Consider the following 22,255-nt stretch of genomic DNA (forward strand, 5'->3'; position numbering starts at 1 on the left):
TCTGCGAACCAGGCTAATAGTCCGCAGCATCCCAAACCGCGCGAGATTCTAACAGCTTGAAGGCGTTCGCGTTAGATGCGTGTCTTCAATGTATAGAGCATTTCCAGTGCCCGGCGTGGCGTCAGGTCATCCAGATCCAGTTTGGCCAGTTCCTCGAGGACTGGGTGCGGCAGGCTGGCAAACAGGTCGCTTTGCTGCGGAACCGAGGCTTTGCCTGGCGCGGGGCGTGGCGTTTCATGGGGCAGGCTGGTGGTCTCCAGGCGGCTCAAATGTTCACGGGCTCGCCCGATGACGGCGCTGGGAACCCCCGCCAGCTGGGCTACCGCCAGGCCATAGCTCTGGCTGGCAGGGCCGGGCAATACATGGTGCAGGAAGACGATGCGCTCGTTGTGCTCAGTGGCATTGAGGTGCACGTTGGCCACCAGCGGCTCGCTTTCCGGCAGTACGGTCAGTTCAAAATAGTGGGTGGCGAACAGGGTGTAGGCCCGCAGATGGGCGAGACGTTCTGCCGCAGCCCAGGCCAGGGAAAGTCCGTCGAAAGTACTGGTGCCGCGGCCCACTTCGTCCATCAGCACCAGGCTGCGTTCAGTGGCGTTGTGCAGGATGTTCGCGGTTTCACTCATTTCCACCATGAAGGTCGAGCGACCGCCGGCCAGGTCGTCGCTAGAGCCGATCCGAGTAAAGATCCGATCCACCAGGGACAGCTCGCAGCTCGCCGCCGGGACAAAACTGCCGATATGGGCCAGCAGTACGATCAGCGCAGTCTGGCGCATGTAGGTGGATTTACCGCCCATGTTAGGACCGGTGATCACCAGCATCCGGGTGTTGTCGTCCAGATTCAGGTCGTTGGCCACAAAAGGTGTGGTCAATACTTGCTCCACCACCGGGTGACGGCCCTGGGTGATGCGCATGCAAGGCTCGCTGACAAAACGCGGGCAATTGAGGTCCAGGTTCAGCGCGCGTTCGGCCAGATTGCTCAGCACGTCCAGTTCCGCCAGGGCACCGGCGGTATCCTGCAGCGGCGGCAGATGGCTGATCAGGGTTTCCAGCAGCGCATCGTAGAGCATCTTTTCCCGGGCCAGGGCGCGGCTCTTGGCCGACAGCGCCTTGTCTTCAAACTCCTTGAGTTCCGGAGTGATGAAGCGCTCGGCGCCCTTCAGGGTCTGGCGACGAATGTAATCCGCCGGTGCCTGCTCGGCCTGTTTGCTCGGCAGCTCGATGAAGTAGCCATGAATGCGGTTATAGCCGACTTTGAGGTTGGCCAGGCCGGTACGGGCTTTTTCCCGGGCTTCCAGATCGATCAGGAATTGCCCGGCGTTCTCGCTCAACGATTGCAGTTCGTCGAGCTCGGCGTCGTAGCCGGTCTTGAGCACGCCGCCGTCGCGGATCACCGCCGGCGGGTTGTCTATGATCGCTTTGGCCAGCAACGCGGCCAGTTCCGGGTAGGTGCTGGTGGTGACTGCCAATTGCTTGAGGTGCTCTGCCTCCAGTTCGGTCATCGCCTCTTGCAGCTCTGGCAAGGCTGCCAGGGCATCACGCAGGCGGGCCAGGTCCCGCGGGCGGGCGTTACGCAAGCCGATTCGCGCGAGAATCCGCTCGATATCGCCGATTTCCTTCAACTGCGGCTGCAGCCGTTCGAAACGGTAGCCGTCCAGCAGGCAGGTGATCGAGGACTGACGCGCCTGCAAGACCTTGAGATCCCGCAGCGGGCGGTTCAGCCAGCGGGTCAGCAGGCGGCTGCCCATGGCGGTCTGGCAGCGATCGACTACCGATTGCAGGGTGTTGTCGCGTCCACCGGCCAGGTTGGTGTCCAGCTCCAGGTTGCGGCGACTGGCACCGTCCAGCACCACCGTGTCGTCCAGGCGTTCGTGCCGCAGGCTGCGCAAGTGGGGCAGGGCGGTGCGCTGGGTTTCCTTGGCGTAGCTCAACAGGCATCCGGCGGCGCCGATGGCCAGGGTCAGGGTCTCGCAACCAAAGCCCTTGAGGTCTTGGGTGGAGAATTGCTGGCAGAGGCTCTTGTGGGCCGAGTCGCGCTCGAAGTCCCAGGGGGCACGACGTCGAACACCCCGGCGCTTTTCCGCCGGCAGGCCTTGTGGCCAGTCATCAGGGATCAGCAGCTCCACTGGATTGATGCGTTCCAGCTCCGCCAGCAAGTTCTCCCAACCCTTGATTTCCAGGACACTGAAATTGCCGCTGGTGATGTCCAGCACCGCCAGGCCGAACAAGCGCTCATCACCCAGTACGGCCGCGATCAGGTTGTCGCGGCGCTCATCCAGCAGGGCTTCGTCGCTGACGGTGCCCGGGGTAATGATGCGCACCACCTGACGTTCCACGGGGCCTTTGCTGGTGGCCGGATCACCCACTTGCTCGCAGATGACCACCGACTCGCCGAGCTTCACCAGCTTGGCCAGGTAACCTTCGGCGGCGTGGTAGGGAATGCCACACATGGGAATCGCCTGTCCCGCCGACTGTCCGCGTGCCGTCAGGGTGATGTCCAGCAGCTTGGCGGCCTTCTTCGCGTCTTCATAGAAGATCTCGTAGAAGTCGCCCATGCGGTAGAACATCAGTTGATCAGGGTGCTGGTTCTTGAGGCGCCAGTACTGCTGCATCATCGGCGTGTGGGAGGACAGATCGGAGGTATTTTTACTCATTGGTATTTAGGCGGATTCGTTGAATGGGTGAAGCAAAGGAGCGCTGGGCCCGGCTTTTTGCAGATGGCGGCAAGGTTACCATGGGCGCCCTGGCCTCGCAGACACCAAGGCACTACTGCGTTTGTCCGGCAAATGCAGCACAAATATGCAAAACAGCATTTGTCATGGGCTAAAAGTTCGAGCACTATGCGTTCTATGCAAATACGCAATGTTTCTACCGTCTTAAGAGAGCTGCTGGATCGTGATGGAATCTCCCCCACGGAGCTTCACCGTCGGACTGGTGTGCCTCAATCCACCCTCTCGCGGATTCTCAGCGGGAAGATCGTCGATCCTTCGGATAAACACATCTCGCGGATCGCTGAATACTTCCAGGTGAGCACCGACCAATTGCGCGGGCGCGTGGATATCGCGCCTGCCCGGGTTGCTGCGCCCCGCGACGAGATTCATTCGGAACTCAAGGACATAAGCCTGTGGGACGACGATACCCCTGTCGATGACGACGAGGTGTCGGTTCCTTTTCTGCGTGAGGTTGAATTGGCTGCTGGATCAGGAAGATTCGTCATCGAGGAGAGCGAGCGCGCCAGCCTGCGCTTCGGCAAGCGCAGCCTGCGGCACAACGGCGTGCAGTTCGATCAGGCCAAATGCGTCACGGTGCGGGGCAACAGTATGTTGCCGGTGCTGCGCGATGGTGCAACGGTCGGGGTCAATGCCGGCAAGTGTGCCATCGGCGATATCGTCGATGGCGACCTGTATGCGATCAACCATAATGGCCAACTGCGAGTGAAGCAGCTGTATCGCTTGCCCACCGGGATTCGCCTGCGCAGCTTCAACCGCGATGAGCATCCGGATGAGGACTACAGCTTCCAGGAAATCCAGGAGGAGCAGATCAGCATCCTCGGTCACGTCTTCTGGTGGGGCATGTACGCCCGCTAAGCCACCACTGTCAGACAAAGCCCGCCACTGAGCGGGCTTTTTTTCGCCCTCGAAAAATCCCCCCCGCCCTGCATCTATGCGGCTCTCATGCACTCACGCAATTCTAATGCATAAATAAATGCATTTATGCATTGACTACATATGCATGAATGCATATTATCCATCTCAAGCCGTTCAACAACGGCTGCAACGACGCTCTTTAGTGGCAAAGCAAAGGCAGCGATGAGCCGGCCTCGACGGTTCAGAGGGTTGGCAACTGACCCGGGTGTGCAGCGTAAAGCACCAGAAGCAGTTATCCGGCGGACAGGGTCGCGGTCGGAGGAACAATTTGAATGGGTCCGTACCGCACCAGTCGTGCCGAAAGACCAAGGTTTGCATTACTGAAAAGCCCGGGCGACCGGGCTTTTTGGAATGCCTGCCTAACGTGGGCCACCAACAGACAGGGACCCCTTGAAACATCGTTATCAGCCTTCTATCAACTGGCCATCTCGCTGGCCTCAATCCGCACGGGAGACGTGAATGACAAACGAGCAACAAGCGTTGCTGGACATGCCGATCTGGCTGGTCATCGTCCTGGCGCTGGTCGGTGGCGTTTCCGGCGAAATGTGGCGCGCCGACAAGGAGGGCGCTCGTGGCTGGTCGCTGTTGCGGCGCCTGGCGCTGCGCTCCGGAGCCTGCGTGGTGTGCGGGGTCTCGGCGATCATGCTGCTGTATGCCGCCGGCGTCTCGATCTGGACCGCCTGCGCCTTCGGCTGCCTGACCGCCATGGCCGGCGCTGACGTTGCCATCGGCCTTTATGAGCGCTGGGCGGCCAAGCGCATCGGGGTTTGCGAACCGCCTTCACGGGATTCGAACTCGGATCAGCGCTGATCCGCTCCGGCCTTTAAAAAGGTCCACTGGACTTGAGCCCGAAGGCTGGACCGCCTCGACCTTATTCTGGAACTAGACAATGAACGAACTGACCCAGCTAAAAGACGCCATCACGTCCACGATCAAGCTGGCGATGCCCCATCTGCAGACGGTTGAGGCATTCCCCAAGGCGTTTGAAGGCGCCACTGAGCCGGCGCTCTACTTTGCCGTCACCGGCCTGGACCAGGCAGCCGACCCGGGTGACGGTCGCTGCTGCATGCGGGCCACTTTGGAGGCCCGGGTACGGGTTGACCCCGAACTTGCACAGGCACCTTTGCAGGCGGCCATTCTGGCGGCTCAGTTAATCGAGCTGCTGCGTTGTCAGCAGTGGGATCTGGACTTTGTCGAAGGCGCGATGGCCGTGTGGGCCAAGCCTGTTGGTACGGCTGCAGAGTCGGTTTACCGGGCCGAGTGGATCGTGCAGTGGCAGCAGCTTATCTACCTGGGTCAGGAGCAATGGCCCTGGCCGAATCAACCACCGGGCACCCTGGTGTTGGGGTTCAGCCCCGATACCGGCCCAGGTCATGAGGGCGGCTACCAGTCGCCGGAGCACATGGCGTGAGTTACGTGTCTGCAACCCACGACCGCATGATTGCCGGCCTGATCCTGCCTTGCAGCGTGGTCGGCGTGGATTTGGCTGCTGGCCTGGTGCGGGTTTCCGATGGCGCCGGCTGGACCAGCGCCTGGCTGCGCTGGCACAGCCAGGCCGCGGGCAAGGCCCGGCACTGGCGGGCGCCGAGCCTGGGGGAGCAGGGCGTGCTGATCAGCCCCAGCGGCGAGCCGGCCCAGGGCACCTTCGTTCCCGGCCTGTATGGCAACGCCGGTCCCCAGCCGGACAACCGTGACCATGTCGAGGTCTGGCGTTTCGAGGATGGCGGCTCGCTGGTCTATGACTGGCAGGCCAAGAGCTACAGCATCAGCCTGCCCAGCGGCACGGTGACCATTCAGGTCGGCGGCAGCTCGGCGGTGGTGACCGACAGCGCCCTGACCGGCAAGGCCGACAGCATCACCCTGAGCGGAGCGATCACCTTGAATGGCGATGTGCACATCAACGGCGGCAGCTTGAAGCACAACGGGGTCAACGTCGGTTCGACCCATACCCATCTGGGTGTGATGCCGGGTCCCGGTTCAACTGCAACGCCGCAGTGACCCATGCGGGTCGTGGCCCTCACGACTCAGCGCTCACGTCTCACCCATCACCGAACACCCCATCAACCCGCCCCGAGCGGTTTTTTTGTACCCGGAGATACCTATGGCCACCCCTAAGAAAACTCCCGGTCGCCCTGTGGGCGCCGGCACTGTGGTGTTTCGCGACACCCTTTACACCTCGCGCAATTTGATCCTGCCGGATGGCCGCCAGTTGCGGGTTGCCCAGGGACAGGTGTCGGTAAAGGCCGGCGACCTTGTCGCCCTGGACTACCTGAACGCCCACCCGGATCTGCAAGCGCAGGAGTGACACGATGATCGGAATGGATCGCCGTACCGGCCTGTCGCTGTCCGGCATCGAGCATGTGCGGCAGTCCATCGAGGACATCCTGACCACGCCGCTGGGCAGTCGGCGGATGCGCCCGGAATACGGCAGCAACCTGCGCCGCTACGTCGACTTGCCGGTAACCGGCGGGTGGAAAAGCGCGGTGCAGGCCGAAGTGGCCCGAGCGCTGTTGCGCTGGGAGCCCCGGCTGAAGCTGGAACGGGTAAGAGTGGTTGCGGTGGTGGGTGGTCAGATCAGCTTTCAACTGACCGGCCAGTACCTGGGCGATAGCGCGGTTTTGGAGGTGACGGCATGAGTACGTTGGACTTGTCGGCGCTGCCGGCGCCGCAGGTGCTTGAGGCCCTGGATTTTGAGGCCTTGTACCAAGGCAAGCTGGCCACCTTTCGCCGGCATATGGGCGATAACTGGACGGCCAACCTGGAAAGCGACCCGGTGAGCAAACTGCTGGAGCTATCGGCCTACGGCGATATGCAATTGCGGGCCCGGGTCAACGACGCGGCCAAGGCGCTGCTGCTGGCCCATGCCAAGGGCACGGACCTGGATCACCTGGCGGCCAACGTCAAACTGCAGCGCCTGGTGATCCTGCAGGGTGACCCGCAGGCGGTGCCGCCGGTGGAGGAGGTCAAGGAAGCCGACGACGCTCTGCGCGAGCGTGTGCAATTGGCCTATGAAGGACTGACCACGGCCGGCCCGCGCAACAGCTACATCCTGCATGCCCGTAACGCTTCTGCGCTGGTAGCCGACGCCGAGGCCGAAAGCCCGGCACCGGCCCGGGTGACGGTCACGGTGCTGAGCCTGGAGGGAAATGGCGCGGCCAGTCCTGACTTGCTGGCGACCGTTGCCGCAGCCCTCAACGATGAAGACGTGCGACCGCTCGGCGACCGGGTCACGGTCCAGAGTGCCCAGGTCTTGCCGTATCGCATCGACGCGGTGCTGCACATGAAGGGCTCCGGCCCGGAAGGTGACGCTGCCCTGGCAGAAGCCGAGCGCAAGCTGGCTGCCTGGGTCAACCCACGCCGGCGCCTGGGCATCGAGGTGGCTCGTTCGGCCATTGATGCGCAGTTGCATGTGGCCGGCGTGGCTCGGGTCGATCTGGCGGGTTGGCAAGACATCACCCCGACCAAGGCTCAAGCGGCGTATTGCACTGGTTACAGCGTCACGCTGGGGAGCTGAGATGACCAGCCTATTGCCGATCAATAGCACGCCGCTGGAGCGCGCCCTTGAGGCGGCCAGCGCAGGCGATACCGCCATCATGCTGCGCACCCTGTACAACCCGTCCACCTGCCCGGTGCATCTGCTACCGCAGTTGGCCTGGGCCTGGTCGGTGGATCGCTGGGACCCGCGCTGGTCCGAGACGGTCAAGCGCAACGCCATTCGTGCCTCGTACTTCATCCACGCTCGCAAAGGCACCATCGGTGCACTGCGCCGGGTGGTGGAACCGCTGGGCTACCTGATCGAAGTGGTCGAATGGTGGCAGACGGTCCCTGAAGGCGAACCGGCCACCTTTGCCTTGAAAGTCGGGGTGCTGGATACCGGCATCACCGAGGAGATGTACCAGGAGCTGACCCGGCTGATCGATGACGCCCGGCCTGTCAGCCGGCACATGACCGGCCTGGCCATCAGCCTGGAAACCTCCGGCGTCATCGGTTACGGCGCCTACGTGGATCAAGGCGAAGTGCTCGACGTTTATCCCCCGACACCCCGCGACATTGAAGTGACCGGCCGTTATGGCCAGGTCATGTGTATTGATGAAACAGACACCCTGGATGTGTACTCATGATTGATTCCAACAGTCAGTTCTTTGCCATTCTCACGGCGGTGGGCGAGGCGAAACAGGCGAATGCCACGGCCCTGGGCACGCCCTGGACTTTCAAGGAAATGGCGGTCGGCGATGCCAACGGCACCGACCCCATCCCGAACCGGGCTCAGACCAAACTGGTCAACGAGTGGCGCCGCGCCCCGGTCAACCAGGTACGCACCGACCCGGCCAACCCCAACGTCATCATCACCGAACAAGTCATCCCGCCTGATGTTGGCGGTCGCTGGATTCGTGAGATCGGCTTGTTCGATGCCGACGGCGACCTGGTGGCGGTGGCCAACTGCGCCCCGAGCTTCAAGCCCCTGCTGGCTCAGGGCACCGGCAAGACCCAAGTCATCCGCATGAACTTCATCGTCGCCAACACCGCGCAGATCGTGTTGAAGATCGATCCTGCGGTGGTTCTGGCTACCCGCGAGTATGTCGACAATGCAGTGATCGAGGCTCTCGCCAAGCTGGATTTAAAGCACTCGGCAGTGGTGGCCACCACCGCCAACATCGCCTTGAGCGGAATTCAGACCATCGACGGAGTGTTGCTGCCGGCCGATGCCCGGGTGCTGGTGAAGAACCAGACTCAGGCCAAGGACAACGGCTTGTATGTGGTGTCGTCGACGGGCGTCTGGACCCGTGCCCAGGATGCTGACACCAGCCTGGAGGTTACCCCCGGGCTGTTCGTCAGCATCGAGAAGGGCACGGTCAACGGCGACAGCGTCTGGCAGTTGGTTACCGACGGGCCGATTGTCCTCGGCACCACGCCGCTGGCCTTCGAGATGGCCATCGGGCGAACCGGCATCAGCGCGGGCTCCTATGCCAATGTCACGGTCGACAAGTACGGCCGCGTGATCGCCGGGACCAACCCGAGCACCTTGGCCGGGCACGGCATCACCGACACTTACACCAAGGCCGAGATCGAGTCGATTGTGGCGCAGTCGTCATCGTTGCCAGTGGGCTCGATGGTGGCGTTTCCCAGGGCCAGCGTGCCGCCGGGGTTTCTGGAGATCGATGGCAGTGTGCAGAGCATTGCGGCTTATCCAGACCTGGCGGCGTATCTGGGGACTAGCTTCAACAAGGGTGATGAAGGTGCCGGTAACTTCCGACTGCCAGAGTCGCGGGGTGAGTTTTTGCGGGGGTGGGATCATGGGCGCGGGGTAGATGCGGGCCGCGGACTCGGTAGCTGGCAGGCTGATGAGTTTAAATCTCACTTTCACACAACAAACAACACTTCGTATGTGGGCAGCGACCCGACATTGTGGGTCTATGGAGATGCAGGGTCTGGCTCAATAACACCGCCGTCGGTCCAAACCAATACAGCTGGTGGCATAGAAACCCGCCCGCGCAACCTCGCGGTTATGTGGTGCATCAAAGCCTGGAACGCGCCAATCAATCAGGGAAACATTGATGTTGCCGCACTGGCCCCGCTGGCGGCCCAGGCGACGGAGATCAATCAGGGCACGGCAAAGGTTGCCACTAACGCGCAAATGCTTGATAGCGCGAACGACTTTGTTATGCCAACACCGAAGAAGTTGCGGTGGGGGCTTTCCGTAAGTCTGGCCGCGAACGGATACATCGCAGCACCTTTCTGGTTGGGTGGCTGGGTTATTCAGTGGGGGACTACAGGCGCTGTAAGTTCCACTCCTGCAGTTGTGTCATTTCCAATGGCGTTTCCTTCGGTTGCTTATGTCGCGTTGGCCATCGGATATCTCGGAGAAACGAACGTCGCATCTAACCAGGATGCGATCTACTCGTTCGGACTGTCGAAAAATGGGGTCAGCTTTAAGACATACGGGAGTGTCGTTGCCAACGGCGCTAAATACATCGCAATTGGAAGCTAAGTGAGGCCACATGCGTTTTTATAGCCAGACAACCCAAACCACTTACTTGCGCGGCATGCACGCGTCAATGCCTGACGATGCAGTCGAAATCACTGATGAACTATATCTGGCAGTGATTGGGAATCCACCCACTGGCAAAGTTCGCGCTCATGATGATCGAGGGTTGCCATATCTTGTCGATACGTCGGAAGTAGTCCTAGATTTTGCAGCACAGGAACGCGATTGGCGCGACACGAAACTGAGCTCTGTGATGTGGTTACGTGAGCGTCACCGTGACCAGCTCGAAATCGGCACAGCCACGACGCTGACCGGTGAGCAGTTCAAGGAGTTGCTTGTGTACATGCAATCCCTACGCGACTGGCCGCAATCCCCGGACTTTCCACAGATTGAACATCGTCCGGTGGCGCCGCCCTGGATCGCCGAACAAACCCAGTAAACGCCCCGCACCGTCGGGGCGTTTTCTTTCCCGCTTCCCACCAATCAATCATCCCTACGAGCCCCCTTCACCCGGGGCTTTTTCATGTCTGGAGTTTATCCATGAGTGGTTTTTTCCACGGCGTTACCGTGACTAACGTCGACACCGGCACGCGCACTATTTCGCTGCCGTCGTCTTCGATCATCGGCCTGGTGGACACCTTCACCGAAGGCCCGACCGCCGCTGCCAAGGTCAATGACCTGCTGCTGATCACCAACGAGCGTGAGGCCATTGCGGCCTGGGGCCCTGATGCGGCCATCACCAAGGCTTGCCAGGCCATCTACCAGCGGGCCAAGGCGGTGATCGTCGCTTGTGGCGTGGCCAAGATGACCGACGCGGCCGAGCAGACTTCTGCGATCATCGGCGGGGTGCTGGCCGACGGTAAGCGTACCGGTCTGCAGGCGCTGCTGGACGGCAAGAGCCGTTTCAACGCCCAGCCACGTCTGCTGGTCACCCCCAAGCACAGTTCGACCCTGGCCATCGGCACCGCCCTGGTGGCCCTGGCGGACAAGCTGCGTGGCCTGGCCATTCTCGATGGTCCCAATACCACTGACGAAGCGGCCATGGCCTACGCCAAGAACTTCGGTGCCAAGCGCGCGTACATGGTCGACCCGGGTGTTCAGCACTGGGACAACGGCGCCAATGCCACCGTCGATGCGCCGGCCTCGGCCTGGGTTGCCGGTCTGTTCGCCTGGACCGACAACGAGTACGGCTTCTGGGCCTCGCCGTCGAACAAGGAGTTCGTCGGCATCACCGGCACCAAGCGGCCGATCGAGTTCCTCGACGGCGATGAAACCTGCCGCGCCAACCTGCTGAACAACGCCAACATCACCACCATCATTCGCGATGCGGGCTTCCGCCTGTGGGGCAACCGCACGCTGTCCAGCGATCCGAAATGGGCCTTCGTCACCCGGGTGCGGACCATGGACATCGTCATGGACGCCATCCTCTTCGGCCACAAATGGGCCGTGGACCGCTCGATCACCGCGACCTACGTCAAGGACGTCACCGAGGGCCTGCAGGCCTTCATGCGTGATCTGAAGAACCAGGGCGCGATCATCAATTTCGAGGTCTACGCCGACACCGAGCTCAACACCGCCAGCCAGTTGGAGCAGGGCAAGGTGTACTGGAACATCCGCTTCACCGACGTACCGCCCGCCGAAAACCCCAACTTCCGCGTTGAAGTCACCAACCAGTGGCTGACCGAAGTCCTCGACCAAGCCGCTTAAGGAGCCGCAGCAATGGCAATGATTCCCGAAACCCTGGCGAACATGAACCTGTTCGTCGATGGCATCAGCTTTCAAGGCGACGTGCCGAGCCTGACCCTGCCCAAGTTGACCCTCAAGACCGAGGAGCACCGTGTCGGCGGCATGGATGTGCCGGTGGAACTGGACATGGGCATGGAGAAGCAAGAGGCCGGCTTCACCACCACCGGCGTGCGCCGCGAGTCGCTGAAGATGTTCGGCCTGGCCGATGGCAGCGGTTTCAACGGTGTGTTCCGTGGCGCCTTCAAGGGCCTCAAGGGCAAGGTCACCCCGGTGATCGTCACCCTGCGCGGCCTGCTTAAAGAGGTCGACATGGGCGACTGGAAATCCGGCGACAAGGCCGAGATCAAGCACAACGTGGCCCTGACCTACTACAAGCTGGAAGTCGACGGCCGCCTGATCTACGAGATCGATGCCCTGGGCATGAAGCGCGTGATCAATGGCGTCGACCAGCTCGCCGCGCAACGTTCGGCCCTGGGCCTGTAAGGAAGACACCTCATGTCTCAAGCAAGCGACAAGACCCCGAGCTGGATGACCCTGAGCAGCGACAGCGTGATGGTGGCGCTGAGCAAGCCGGTGGAGATGAACGGTGTGGTCTGCGACCGGCTCACCCTGCGGGCGCCGACGGTACGTGATGTGCGCGCCGCCAGTGCCGCCGGTGTGGGGGACGATGAACAGCGCGAGCTGATGCTGTTTGCCAGCCTCGCGCAAATCAGCACCAAGGACCTGGAGAGCATGGCACTCAAGGACTATCAACGCCTGCAGGCCGGCTATTTTCGCCTGGTGCAAGACGACGAGCTTTGATCCTGCGGTGATGAAGGTGGCGGCGAAACGGCTCGCTCGCGAGCTGCATTTCGCCGCTGAGGAAATCATGACCATGAGGTTTTCCGACATGGTCTGGTGGCTCACGGATTGAGCCCGTCACCCAAGGATCAGGAGAAGCACATGGCGAACAAACTGGTATCGGGGCTGGTGGTAGTGGGTACTGCCCTCAGTTCGACCTGGGACGCCGCCTTCAAGACGGTGGAAGACCGGATCAAGCAGCTGGAGCAGCAGGGCAGCAAGGCCAGGGTGCTGGAAAAGACCATCGGCCAGACCCTGCGCCTGCAGGATGAATGGAAAAAGGCCCATGACACCGGCGCCGCTTCCGCGGCCGGGCTGTTGCGCCGCTTGGAAGAGAGCCGCAACGGGCTGCGCCAGCAGGGTATTGAGGTGCACAAGCTGCGCCAGGAATATCAAGCGCTGGGCAAGGTGGCCCGGGGCTCTGAGCTTCAGGCTCGTGGGCTGCAGCAGGTAGCCCAGGGCAAGGCCGACTTCAAGGCGGCTTATGACTGGGCAAAGTTTGGCGTCGATAAGCTCCGCGCCCCGGTCAAGATCAGTGCTGATTATCAAGCGCTGATCCGCGACATGGCGATCAAGGCCAATGTGGTCAACCAGCCTCAGGAAGCGCAACTGAGCCGCACGGTGATTCAGACCTCCCGTGACACGGGCATGGCCCGTAACGATGTGGCGGCTCTGGTGAGCCAGATGATGGCCAGCGGCATGTCGCTGGACAAGGCGCAAGGCTACACAGGGTTGGCCGCCAAGTTTGCGGTGGGGCAGGGCGCGAGCGTCGACGACACCGCGAAGCTGATGCGGGCCCTGGAGCTCAAAGCTGGAATCAGCGACCCCAAGGTCATGGAGCAGGCTCTTGAGGCCATCGCCCTGCAGGGGCAGGCCGGCAATTTCGAGGCGGCCGACATGGCGCGCTTGCTCCCGGCGCTGCTCAAGAGCGCGAGCGCGGAAGGACTCACCGGTATGGAGGCGGTGAGTCAGTTGGGGTCCATGCTGCAAGTGCAGATGAACACTGCGGGCAGTGCTGACCAGGCTGCTGGCCAATTGCAGAACTGGATCGAAAAAATCGGCTCCAGTGAGGCGGTCAAGGCTTATGAAGACGCCGGCATTGATTATCAGGCTTCGCTGAATACCGGTATCCAGAAGGGCATGTCGAGCCTGGAGGCGAGCTTTGCCCTGGCCATGCGTTACGTCAGGGCCATCGACCCGGCCAAGGCGGCGAAGATGGCCGAGGCCCAGGCGCAGATCAGCCAGGAAACCGACCCGGCCAAGGCCAAGGCGATGCTTGAGGCTCTGGAAGAGTCCCTGCGTACCGGTGACCTGTTTACCGATATGCAGATCAAGGCGGCCTTGCTGGCCCAGACCCAGGGTCGGCAGCAGTATGAGCAAGTGAAGAAGGACTCGTTGAGCGCCTCTGGCGTTCTCGCCAGGAACCTCGCGGAGCGTCGAGAAGCCTCCAAGCAGTTGTGGGCTGAAGCCGGTCACTCCATCGATGAAGGCCAGCGGGTCGTGGGGCAGGCCCTGCAACCGGTGACGGATCTGGTGGCCAAAAGCATCACCGTGGTGGTCGGCAAGCTGACCGAGCTGGCGGAGCACAACCCATCTTTGGTGCAGGGTGTGGTCGCTTTGGGCGCCGCGTATGTCGCGGTGAAAAAGCTCATGGCGGTCTACACCATGGGCAAGGGCCTGATCAATGTCTTGCGGGGTGGGTTGAAGATTGACCCCAACGTTGTCCAGCGTGTGTTTGTCACCAATGCGCTGGGAATGGGCGCGGGTGATTTCGACGTGGACGGTGGTAGGAACAAGAAGGGCAACAAAGGCGGCAATGGCCCCGGTGGCGCAAGACCCAAGCGTGGCGTGCTCGGTCGCATTGTCCAGACACTGAAAAATGTATTCAGCCCTGGCAATTTGAGTCGCCTTGCCAATGCTGGGACGAGAGTCGCCCAGGTTGTTGGAAGCGGCTTGAAGTCTCTGTGGAGTAACGGCAAGAAGTTATTCAAGCGGGGTGGTGCCCTGTCGATACTGGATGCCGGTATGCAGATCGCAGACACCTATCAGAATGCCAAGACCCGCGATGAGAAGGCCGAAGGCTATGGCGGTGCGCTCGGAGGTTTAGCTGGCACATTGGCCGGGGCCAAAGGGGGGGCTGTTGCCGGGGCTGCCATTGGCTCTGTCGTGCCCGGCCTTGGAACAGCCATTGGCGGCGCCATAGGTTCCTTCATCGGTGGCGCTCTTGGTTACTGGGGCGGTGGAGCCTTGGGCTCCTATGCTGGCAAGGCGATGTTCGGCTCCGACGACTCGCTCAAGCAAATGCCCGCAGCCGGTCCGCTGATGATGCGCAACGCCGGGCAGAACATCCCGCCGGTGATGGGCGATATCGCCAAGTCCTTCCAGCCGGGCCAGACGCCTCCGCTGATGGGGCAGGCCGCGCGTTCGCTGGCCAGTCCGGCACCGTCGGCGTCGAGCCTTTCGCTGAGCAATCCTCCGGAGCCGTTCAAATCGGCGGCACTACCGGCGATTGAACAGCAGTTCAGCTTCGCGCCTTACCTGTCGATTTCGGTGCAGGGCGATGTCAGAGATCCGGCGCAATTGGCCCGGGAGCTGGAACCCTATCTGCGCTTTCAGTTCGACGAATACAGCCGTCAGGCGGCGGGTCGTCAGTTGTTCGACGCGGCACACGTTTAAGGAGGCGGCATGGCCTATATGGAACAGCTGCAATCGGGGCTTACGTCCCTGGTGGCGGCAGCAGAGGCAGGGCGGCGCAGCGCCGATGAAATGCTGGGGCCCATGAACGGCGCCATCAGCGACATCACCGGCGCCGCCTCGGAGCTGGAAAATCTGCCCTGGGTCGGCCCGGTGTTGGGCGCCAAGCTGCAACGCACCATGCGCAGCATCGGCGCGGCGCAGTCGGCGGTGGGTGAAGTCGCGGCCAAGTACAGCCAGGCCGTGACCGTGGCGGGGCAGATGCAGCAGCGTCTTGGCGCCCTGCAGGAGCAGGTGGCCAAGGCCGGCGCGGCGATCAACCGCATCGGCGGGCAGATCAGCCCGGCCCTGGGCAATATCTTTCCTTCCGGCGCGCTGGCGCCTCAGGACACCCCGGCGGCGGAGGCGGTGAAACCCTTCCCGCACCTGCTGATCCTGCAGCCCCTGGGGGCCGCGGCCGAGCCGTTCTACTTCAACCTCGATACCGCGGCCTTCGATGAGTTGCGCCGGCAAACCGGCTTTCGCTGGGCGGCCCAGGAGCGCCTGAGCCGCAGCATTGCGCAGCAGGCGGTGGGGCAGGGCGACGACAAGATCTCCCTCAAGGGCGCGATCTTTCCCGGGTTCAAGGGCGGGCTGGGGCAGTTGCAGGCGTTGCGCAGCATTGGCCGGCGCTTGCAGCCCCTGAGCCTGACCACGGGCTACGGTGAAGTGCTGGGCACTTGGTGCCTCACCAGCATCGACGAGGAACAGAGCCACCTGCTGGCGGGTGGCATTCCCCGCAAACAAGGGTTTTCACTGGAGTTTGTGAGCTATGGCAACGACCTGCAGAACCTCTGACGGTGATCTGCTCGACACCCTGTGTCATCGCTACTACGGGCACCTCAATGGCAGCGTCGAGGCGGTGCTGGACGCCAACCAGGGCCTGGCCGATGAGCCACAACCCTTTCGGGCCGGGGTACTGATCCTGCTACCGGAGCTGCCGATCCGCACAGAGGCGATGGTTCAGCTATGGGACTGACCTGGCCTCCACTCAACAGACCCCGCTGCGTGCGGGGTCTTCATTTTCTGGAGCACAGGCCATGACCCCGGTCTTTCGCATCCTCGCCGATGGCCGCGACATCACCGCGCAGATCAATGACCGGCTGCTGACCCTGCGCACCCTGGACAAACCGGGCATGGAAGCGGACGAGTTCGAACTGCGCATCGACGACCGTGACGGTGCGGTCGCCTTGCCCGGTCGTGGCGCCGCCATCGAAGTGTTCCTCGGCTATGCCGGGCAGGCATTGACTCGCCTGGGGCGCTACACGGTGGATGAAGTGGTGGTCAACGGGCCGCCGGATTCCATCGAGATCCGCGGCAAGGCCAGCGACATGCGCGGTAGTGGCAAGACCACCCGCAGCGGCAGTTGGGAGAACGTGGCGCTGGCGCAGATCGTCCGCGATCTGGCGGCCCGCAACGGCTGGCAGCCGGTCTGTCCGGTGGCGACCAAGGTGCCGCGGATCGACCAGCTCAACGAATCCGACTTCAACTTCATCACCCGCCTGGCCCGACAGTACGACTGCACCGCCAAGGTGGCCGAAGGCAGGTTGCTGGTGCTGCCCCGTCAGTCCGGGTTGAGTGCCAGCGGCAAGGCCCTGGGCGTTGTCAGCCTCAGCCGTCGCGACGTCAGCCGCTATCAGTTCCGCCTCAGTGACAGCAGCACCCACAAGGCGGTGCAGACCAAGCATCAGGACCCGAAGAGCGGCACGCTCAAGGTCATCGACCTGGGCAACAGCGACTCACCGGCCAGCGTGCCGGCGGTGCACACCGATCGGCACCTGTACCCCAACAAGTCCGCCGCCGAGCAAGCGGCCAAGGCCCGCTTGGCGGCCTTCAACCGCAGCAGCGCCAGCCTGCGCCTGGAGATGCCCGGGCGCACCGATCTGTTTGCCGAGCGCCTGATCAATGCCCAGGGCTTCAAGGCCGGACTGGACGGCGAATACCTGGTGGACTCGGTAGAGCAACTGTTCAACCCGTCGGGCTGGAGCACCACGGTCGAATGCAACGGCGGCAAGCAAGGTAAGGCCAAAGCCAAGGCCAAGAAAACCCCCGCCAAAAAACCACTCAGAGTGGTGCAGCTTTGACGCTGCGTCAGCCCCGCGAGCTTTGCCGTAGCCACCCCATGCGCAGCGTTGCGCTGCAACCCACTCTGCCTTTTCAAGTACGCGGACAATCCGCAGGAGTAGTCATGAACCCAGGCATCAGCAGCCCGGCCTCGAAGCGAGGCCTGCGCTTTCTGTTCCAGACATTGATCGTCGGCTGCAGCTTGCTGCTGGCGGCCACAGCCCATGCCGGGCCCTTTGTCCTGGCCTACACCGACGGCCAGGTCGAAGCCTCCTACAGCAACCTGCAAGCGTTCCACGGCAACCTGTCCGCAGTGGGCCTGGGCAGCATCTACGGGCTGACCGTCACCGGCCAGTTGCACCAGGAAGGGATGAACCCGACCAGCGAAAACATCATTCGCTTCGCCCAGTCCAAATCGCTGCCGCTGTACCCCACCGTGTCCGACTACAACCAGGGCATTGCGGATTTCGACCCGGCCATTTCCCACTCCATCGTCAACGACAAGACCTTGAGTGCCGGCAGCATCAAGCAACTGGTGAGGCTGGCCAGGGAGGGCGGTTTTGCCGGCATCAACCTGGACTTCGAACAGGTCGAACCGAGGAATGCCAAGGCCTTTTCCACCTATGTCAAAGCCCTGGGCAATGCCCTGCATGCCAGTGGCAAGAAACTGATCATCAGCGTCCCGCCCAAGTCCAGCGACCGCGAGCCCGAGTACCTGCAAGGCTACGACTACAAGGCCCTGGGCGCGGCGGTGGATTACGTCCAGGTCATGACCTACGACCAGGTCGGCCCCGGCTGGAGCAGCGGCGGTTTCCATGACGAAGTCTGGCCCGGCCCGGGCTCCGGCGCCGACTGGCAACGGGCTGTGCTCGGCTACGCGGTATCGCGAGTCGCGTCGGGCAAGGTCCTGGCCGGGCTGCCGGCCTACGGTCAGGACTACAGCATTGGCAACCGGGTGCACTGGTCGGCCTATCAGGAAATCATTGCCGAGCACCGCGCCGTCACCCACCGGGACGCCGCTTCCGCAACGCCTTACGCCAGCTGGGGGCCAGTGAAGAACTTCGCCGATGGCGTGGAGTGGACCCCGGAGCGCGCGCAACCGGTGCTCTGGTACGACGATGCCACGAGCATCAAGACCAAGACCGCACTGGTGACCAAGCTGGGCCTGGGTGGCACCAGCGTCTGGGCCATGGGCTATGAAAATGCCGAGTTCTGGACGGCGCTGCAGGCGGGGCTCAATGAAGGTCGAGCACTGCTGCCTGTCGGGCAGGAGTGAGAGGTCGATCAGCGAAAAAACAGCGGCCGTAGAACCGCGTTTCCTGCGGCATCGCAGTTCTTGCCGGCGGGAGTCTATGCGTTGCGCGTAATGTCCCGGGAGTTGCCGGGAGCCTTAGCTTTAACCATACAGGTGCCGGATCAACGTCTATCGGCTCCTGTTGACGTGAAGGAATAGATCAATGGCTTCGCAAAAGCATCTTCAGTTCATGAATTTCCTGGCAAGGGTTGTCGCGCCTGCCTGCAGCATTGACGACGATCTGTGTACCGGTGTGGAGCTTCTGCCATTGCGTGCTCGCGCCGTGGAGTGGGAGCGGTTTGTCGATCTGGGAGCGACATCGGTCTCGCAGATTGACCAGGGGGGCGGCCCGGCGGTCATGTTCGAGGTCTTGCTTGACCCGCAAAAGTGCCACGGCGCGAAGACGGTTCAGGTCTATTTCGATGGTGTTAGCCATGACGGCCTGACACTGGAGAACGAGCGCAGCGGAGCGAGCGCGGCGCGAAATGTCGGTGTGCAGATCCTGGACGCGCTCGGCAATGCCCTGACCCTGGGGCAAGCCGCTGCGCACTACCCCGCGGATACCGACAGGTTGCAGTTCATGGCTCGACTGGTCGGAACTCAAGGGCCGGTCACGGCCGGACTCTACGCCGCGCTGTCCGAGTGCGTGATCGTTTATGCCTGAACCTGGGGTCCTGCGGGCATTCGCAGGACCCTGTCATCGGCCTGGGGCGGATGCTTCAGGCTACTTCTCTCCCACCCGCTGCGGCGGGTTTTTTGTGCCTTGGAGAAACCTATGGCAACTGCTTCCCGAGAGGCCCTGATGCTCGATCGTGGCAGCCCGCAACGGACCTGGATCGGTCCCGGTCCTGGAGCCACTCGATGAAACTCAGCGCTGTTATCAACCAGTTGCACAGCCAGTGTCCCCGTCTCAGCGGGCGCATTCTGGCGGGCATCAACCTCGATACTCTGGGCGGTAACACCAGCCAACCCCTACCGGCTGCGTACTGGGCTCCGATCAACGACTTGGCTTCCGGCAACACTGCCCAGAACGTCCACCGCCAGACCATCCGCGACCGCTTCGAAGTCGCCTTGCTCCTCGACGCCACCGACCCACAACAAGCCCTGGACCAACTCCACGACCTGCGCGCCGAACTCTGGCGCGCCCTGGTCGGTTTCAAACCCGGCGCCGAGTACAACCCGATCCAATACGACGGCGGTGAACTGGTGTCGTTCGACGCCACCCGCCTGCTCTACCGCCTGCGCTTCTTCGCCGAATTCCAGCTGGGGCGCAATCTGCCCGGGCAGCCGGCGGAAACCTGGCATGAGCGTGAACTCGACGGCTTGCCGTCCTTTACCGGGGTCACGGTGCGGGTCGATGCCATCGATCCGGCGGACCCCAATTTGAAGAAACCGGGCCCCGACGGGCGCCTGGAGCTGACTTTTTCAGGAGAGCTGAAGCAATGAGCAAACGCATCACCGTGCTGCCGGTCGCTGGCCGCGCCGTACCGGACCCGGAAGCAGGCGATCTGCTGCCCGCCTCCGGCCGTGAAGTGCCGGACAACGCCTGGTGGCGCCGGCGTCTGGCCGATGGCGATATCACTAGCAAAGCCGTGAAAGCGGCGAAATCTCAAGGAGCCAAATAATGGCGATCGGTTTCAGCAATATCCCGGCGGACATCCGTGTTCCGCTATTCTACGCCGAGATGGACAACTCGGCGGCCAATAGCGCGTCTTCGGCCATGCGCCGTCTGATCGTCGCCCAGGTCAATGACAACCAGGCCGGCGATGACCTCGGCAAGCTGGTGCTGGTGTCCAGCGTGGCCCTGGCCAAGAGCATCGGCGGGCAAGGTTCGATGCTCGCCTCGATGTATGAAACCTGGCGCAAGACCGACCCGGTGGGCGAGATCTGGTGCCTGCCGCTGCACATCACTGAAGGCAGCGTGGCCAAGGCCGAGCTGAAGCTCACCGGTAGCGCCAGCGCCGCCGGCCTGCTCAATCTGTACGTCGGCGGTGTGCGGGTGCAGGCCTCGATCGTCAGCGGCGCCACTGCCGCTCAGGCGGCCAGCGCCCTGGCGCTGAAGGTCAATGCGGCAGTGGATCTGCCGGTGACCGCAGCAGCCGTCGACGGCACGCTGACCCTGAGCGCCAAGTGGACCGGCGACAGCGGCAATGACATCAGCCTGCAACTCAATCGCCTGGGCAAGAGCAATGGTGAAGAAACCCCGGCAGGCCTGACCCTGGTGCTGGGCAAGATGGCCGGCGGCACCGGCGTGCCGGATCAGGTCGCGGCCCTGGCGGCCCTGGGCGATGAGCCGTTCGAGTTCATCTGCATGCCCTGGACCGACACCGCCAGCCTCAATGCGTGGCAAGCGGTGATGGACGACAACACCGGCCGCTGGTCCTGGGCCAAGCAGCTGTTCGGCCATGTCTATAGCGCCAAGCGCGGCACCGTCGGCACCCTGGTGGCGGCCGGTCAGGCGCGCAACGACCAGCACATCACCATCCAGGCCCTGGAAACCGGCGTGCCCCAGCCCGTGTGGGTTCAGGCCGCAGCCCTGGCGGCGCGGACCTCGGTGTTCATCTCCGCTGACGCCAGCCGTCCGACCCAGAGCGGCAGCCTGCCGGGGATCGATCCGGCGCCGGCCAGCGAACGCTTTACCCTGACCGAGCGCCAGTCGCTGCTCAGCTACGGCATTGCTACTGCCTATTACGAAGGCGGCTACATGCGCATTCAGCGGGCGATCACCACCTACCAGAAGAACGCCTACGGCCAGGCCGACAACTCCTACCTGGACAGCGAAACCATGCACCAGTCGGCGTTCATCGTGCGTCGCCTGCAAAGCGTGATCACCAGCAAGTACGGGCGCCACAAGCTGGCCGCCGACGGCACCCGTTTCGGCGCCGGCCAGCCGATCGTCACCCCGAGCACCATTCGCGGTGAGCTGATCGCCCAGTACGCCAAGCTGGAGCTGGAAGGCCATGTGGAGAACGCCGACCTGTTCGCCGAGCACCTGATCGTCGAGCGCGACGTGCAGGACCCGAGCCGGGTCAACGTGCTGTTCCCGCCGGACTACATCAACGGCCTGCGGGTGTTCGCGCTGCTCAACCAATTCCGTCTGCAGTACGACGCCGCGGCCTGAGCCGGACCTGCATCACTGCGCTTTTTCAGCCCGCCTTGAGCGGGCTTATTTTTTGGGAGAAACATCATGGGTCAACTGATTGCGGGCACCTGCTACGTCAAAGTGGACGGCGCTCAACTGACCATCAGCGGCGGCTGCGAAGCACCGCTGATGGCCGTCAAGCGGGAAACCGTGGTTCCGGGTTTCTACAAGGAAACCGACCTCACCCCGTCGTTCAAAGTCACTGCGCTGCACACCCCGGACTTTCCGCTCAAGCAGCTGATTGCCGGCTCCGACATGACCGTCACCTGCGAGTTCGCCAACGGCAAGGTCTACGTGCTGGCTGGCGCCTACCTGGTGGACGAGCCTATTGCCAAGGGCGATGACGCCAGCATCGAGCTGAACTTCGAAGGGCAGAAGGGGACCTGGCAATGAGCAACCTGGTCAAGCTGCAAGTACCCATCGAGGCCCACGGCGAGCCTCTGGCCGAACTCACCCTGCGCCGTCCGACGGTGCAGGAAGTGCGGGCGATCAAGGCGCTGCCGTACAAGATCGACAAGAGCGAAGAAGTCAGCCTCGACATGGACGTCGCGGCCAAATACATCGCGGTCTGCGCCGGTATTCCACCGTCTTCGGTGAACCAACTGGACCTGTTGGACCTCAACGCCCTGAGCTGGGCGGTGGCGAGTTTTTTCATGAGTGCGGCATCGCAGCCATCGCCGACCTGATCGCTGTCGCCTATGACCTGGCCTGGTTCTGGAAGGTCGACCCCGAACAGATGATGGCCAGGCCACTGGATGTGCTCCGGGAATCCCTGGAGCACGCGCAACGGATCAATGCGATGCAGC

At 62.6% G+C, this 22,255-nt stretch carries 25 protein-coding genes; 24 read left to right on the plus strand and 1 reads right to left on the minus strand.

Going from position 1 to position 22,255, the window contains the following annotated elements; genetic code table 11:
• Nucleotides 1-71 precede the first annotated feature (71 nt).
• On the minus strand, nucleotides 72-2,651 hold the full coding sequence (gene mutS, locus DWF74_RS22015; protein ID WP_102861393.1) for a DNA mismatch repair protein MutS: 2,580 nt from the start codon (nucleotides 2,649-2,651) through the stop codon (nucleotides 72-74).
• Nucleotides 2,652-2,837: 186 nt separating this feature from the next.
• Between mutS and DWF74_RS22020 the strand changes: the two genes are divergently transcribed.
• From DWF74_RS22020 to DWF74_RS22135, 24 genes are all read left to right on the plus strand, one after another.
• Entirely contained in the window at nucleotides 2,838-3,584 is a 747-nt protein-coding gene (locus DWF74_RS22020; RefSeq protein WP_102861394.1) for a LexA family transcriptional regulator, read from the plus strand.
• Between the two features lie 519 nt (nucleotides 3,585-4,103).
• Nucleotides 4,104-4,454, plus strand: coding sequence for a phage holin family protein (locus DWF74_RS22025; RefSeq protein WP_102861395.1), 351 nt, complete (start codon nucleotides 4,104-4,106; stop codon nucleotides 4,452-4,454).
• A 79-nt stretch (nucleotides 4,455-4,533) separates the two neighbouring features.
• Nucleotides 4,534-5,055, plus strand: a complete 522-nt coding sequence (locus tag DWF74_RS22030; protein WP_115581708.1) for a hypothetical protein — start codon at nucleotides 4,534-4,536, stop codon at nucleotides 5,053-5,055.
• Nucleotides 5,052-5,642 (plus strand): phage baseplate assembly protein V, encoded by a 591-nt coding sequence (locus DWF74_RS22035; protein ID WP_115581709.1) that lies wholly within the window; start codon nucleotides 5,052-5,054, stop codon nucleotides 5,640-5,642. Before DWF74_RS22030 ends, DWF74_RS22035 begins: the two co-directional genes overlap by 4 nt.
• Before the next feature lie 103 nt (nucleotides 5,643-5,745).
• Entirely contained in the window at nucleotides 5,746-5,949 is a 204-nt protein-coding gene (locus tag DWF74_RS22040; RefSeq protein WP_102861398.1) for a hypothetical protein, read from the plus strand.
• A 4-nt stretch (nucleotides 5,950-5,953) separates the two neighbouring features.
• Nucleotides 5,954-6,280 carry a GPW/gp25 family protein gene (locus DWF74_RS22045; RefSeq protein WP_102861399.1) on the plus strand — a complete coding sequence of 109 codons (327 nt, stop codon included), beginning with the start codon at nucleotides 5,954-5,956 and terminating at the stop codon, nucleotides 6,278-6,280.
• On the plus strand, nucleotides 6,277-7,158 hold the full coding sequence (locus DWF74_RS22050) for a baseplate assembly protein (RefSeq protein ID WP_102861400.1): 882 nt from the start codon (nucleotides 6,277-6,279) through the stop codon (nucleotides 7,156-7,158). The genes DWF74_RS22045 and DWF74_RS22050 overlap by 4 nt, the downstream gene beginning before the upstream one ends.
• A gap of 1 nt (nucleotide 7,159) precedes the next feature.
• Nucleotides 7,160-7,765, plus strand: a complete 606-nt coding sequence (locus tag DWF74_RS22055) for a phage tail protein I (protein ID WP_102861401.1) — start codon at nucleotides 7,160-7,162, stop codon at nucleotides 7,763-7,765.
• The gene (locus tag DWF74_RS22060) at nucleotides 7,762-9,633 is read left to right on the plus strand and encodes a phage tail protein (protein WP_115581710.1); all 1,872 of its coding nucleotides are present in this window, start codon (nucleotides 7,762-7,764) and stop codon (nucleotides 9,631-9,633) included. Before DWF74_RS22055 ends, DWF74_RS22060 begins: the two co-directional genes overlap by 4 nt.
• 10 nt (nucleotides 9,634-9,643) lie before the next feature.
• On the plus strand, nucleotides 9,644-10,069 hold the full coding sequence (locus DWF74_RS22065) for a phage tail assembly chaperone (RefSeq protein WP_162884109.1): 426 nt from the start codon (nucleotides 9,644-9,646) through the stop codon (nucleotides 10,067-10,069).
• Nucleotides 10,070-10,170: 101 nt separating this feature from the next.
• Complete coding sequence (locus DWF74_RS22070) at nucleotides 10,171-11,337, plus strand: phage tail sheath subtilisin-like domain-containing protein (protein ID WP_102878571.1); 1,167 nt, start codon at nucleotides 10,171-10,173, stop codon at nucleotides 11,335-11,337.
• 12 nt (nucleotides 11,338-11,349) lie between these two features.
• Complete coding sequence (locus tag DWF74_RS22075) at nucleotides 11,350-11,859, plus strand: phage major tail tube protein (RefSeq protein ID WP_016965333.1); 510 nt, start codon at nucleotides 11,350-11,352, stop codon at nucleotides 11,857-11,859.
• Nucleotides 11,860-11,871: 12 nt separating this feature from the next.
• Nucleotides 11,872-12,177 carry a phage tail assembly protein gene (locus tag DWF74_RS22080; protein WP_060842616.1) on the plus strand — a complete coding sequence of 102 codons (306 nt, stop codon included), beginning with the start codon at nucleotides 11,872-11,874 and terminating at the stop codon, nucleotides 12,175-12,177.
• Nucleotides 12,178-12,318: 141 nt separating this feature from the next.
• Nucleotides 12,319-14,892 carry a phage tail tape measure protein gene (locus DWF74_RS22085; RefSeq protein ID WP_115581711.1) on the plus strand — a complete coding sequence of 858 codons (2,574 nt, stop codon included), beginning with the start codon at nucleotides 12,319-12,321 and terminating at the stop codon, nucleotides 14,890-14,892.
• A 9-nt stretch (nucleotides 14,893-14,901) separates the two neighbouring features.
• A complete protein-coding gene (locus tag DWF74_RS22090) occupies nucleotides 14,902-15,747 on the plus strand; it encodes a phage tail protein (protein WP_103741615.1) in 846 nt (281 codons plus the stop codon).
• A complete protein-coding gene (locus DWF74_RS22095) occupies nucleotides 15,722-15,928 on the plus strand; it encodes a tail protein X (protein ID WP_047302087.1) in 207 nt (68 codons plus the stop codon). The genes DWF74_RS22090 and DWF74_RS22095 overlap by 26 nt, the downstream gene beginning before the upstream one ends.
• A 61-nt stretch (nucleotides 15,929-15,989) precedes the next feature.
• Nucleotides 15,990-17,033 (plus strand): phage late control D family protein, encoded by a 1,044-nt coding sequence (locus DWF74_RS22100; protein WP_108544501.1) that lies wholly within the window; start codon nucleotides 15,990-15,992, stop codon nucleotides 17,031-17,033.
• Nucleotides 17,034-17,137: 104 nt separating this feature from the next.
• On the plus strand, nucleotides 17,138-18,289 hold the full coding sequence (locus tag DWF74_RS22105) for a glycosyl hydrolase family 18 protein (protein WP_115581712.1): 1,152 nt from the start codon (nucleotides 17,138-17,140) through the stop codon (nucleotides 18,287-18,289).
• A gap of 181 nt (nucleotides 18,290-18,470) precedes the next feature.
• On the plus strand, nucleotides 18,471-18,971 hold the full coding sequence (locus tag DWF74_RS22110) for a fimbrial protein (RefSeq protein WP_115581713.1): 501 nt from the start codon (nucleotides 18,471-18,473) through the stop codon (nucleotides 18,969-18,971).
• Nucleotides 18,972-19,168: 197 nt separating this feature from the next.
• Nucleotides 19,169-19,753, plus strand: coding sequence for a phage tail terminator protein (locus DWF74_RS22115; RefSeq protein ID WP_115581714.1), 585 nt, complete (start codon nucleotides 19,169-19,171; stop codon nucleotides 19,751-19,753).
• Nucleotides 19,750-19,932: a DUF2635 domain-containing protein gene (locus DWF74_RS22120; protein WP_047302105.1), complete on the plus strand. Its 183-nt coding sequence runs from the start codon at nucleotides 19,750-19,752 to the stop codon at nucleotides 19,930-19,932. The genes DWF74_RS22115 and DWF74_RS22120 overlap by 4 nt, the downstream gene beginning before the upstream one ends.
• Nucleotides 19,932-21,428 carry a phage tail sheath subtilisin-like domain-containing protein gene (locus tag DWF74_RS22125; protein ID WP_115581715.1) on the plus strand — a complete coding sequence of 499 codons (1,497 nt, stop codon included), beginning with the start codon at nucleotides 19,932-19,934 and terminating at the stop codon, nucleotides 21,426-21,428. The genes DWF74_RS22120 and DWF74_RS22125 overlap by 1 nt, the downstream gene beginning before the upstream one ends.
• 66 nt (nucleotides 21,429-21,494) lie before the next feature.
• On the plus strand, nucleotides 21,495-21,842 hold the full coding sequence (locus DWF74_RS22130) for a phage tail tube protein (RefSeq protein ID WP_016965085.1): 348 nt from the start codon (nucleotides 21,495-21,497) through the stop codon (nucleotides 21,840-21,842).
• Nucleotides 21,839-22,135: a phage tail assembly protein gene (locus DWF74_RS22135; protein ID WP_115581716.1), complete on the plus strand. Its 297-nt coding sequence runs from the start codon at nucleotides 21,839-21,841 to the stop codon at nucleotides 22,133-22,135. Before DWF74_RS22130 ends, DWF74_RS22135 begins: the two co-directional genes overlap by 4 nt.
• Nucleotides 22,136-22,255 lie beyond the last annotated feature (120 nt).

This window comes from Pseudomonas protegens (genome assembly GCF_003363755.1).
Classification (GTDB): domain Bacteria; phylum Pseudomonadota; class Gammaproteobacteria; order Pseudomonadales; family Pseudomonadaceae; genus Aquipseudomonas; species Aquipseudomonas danubii.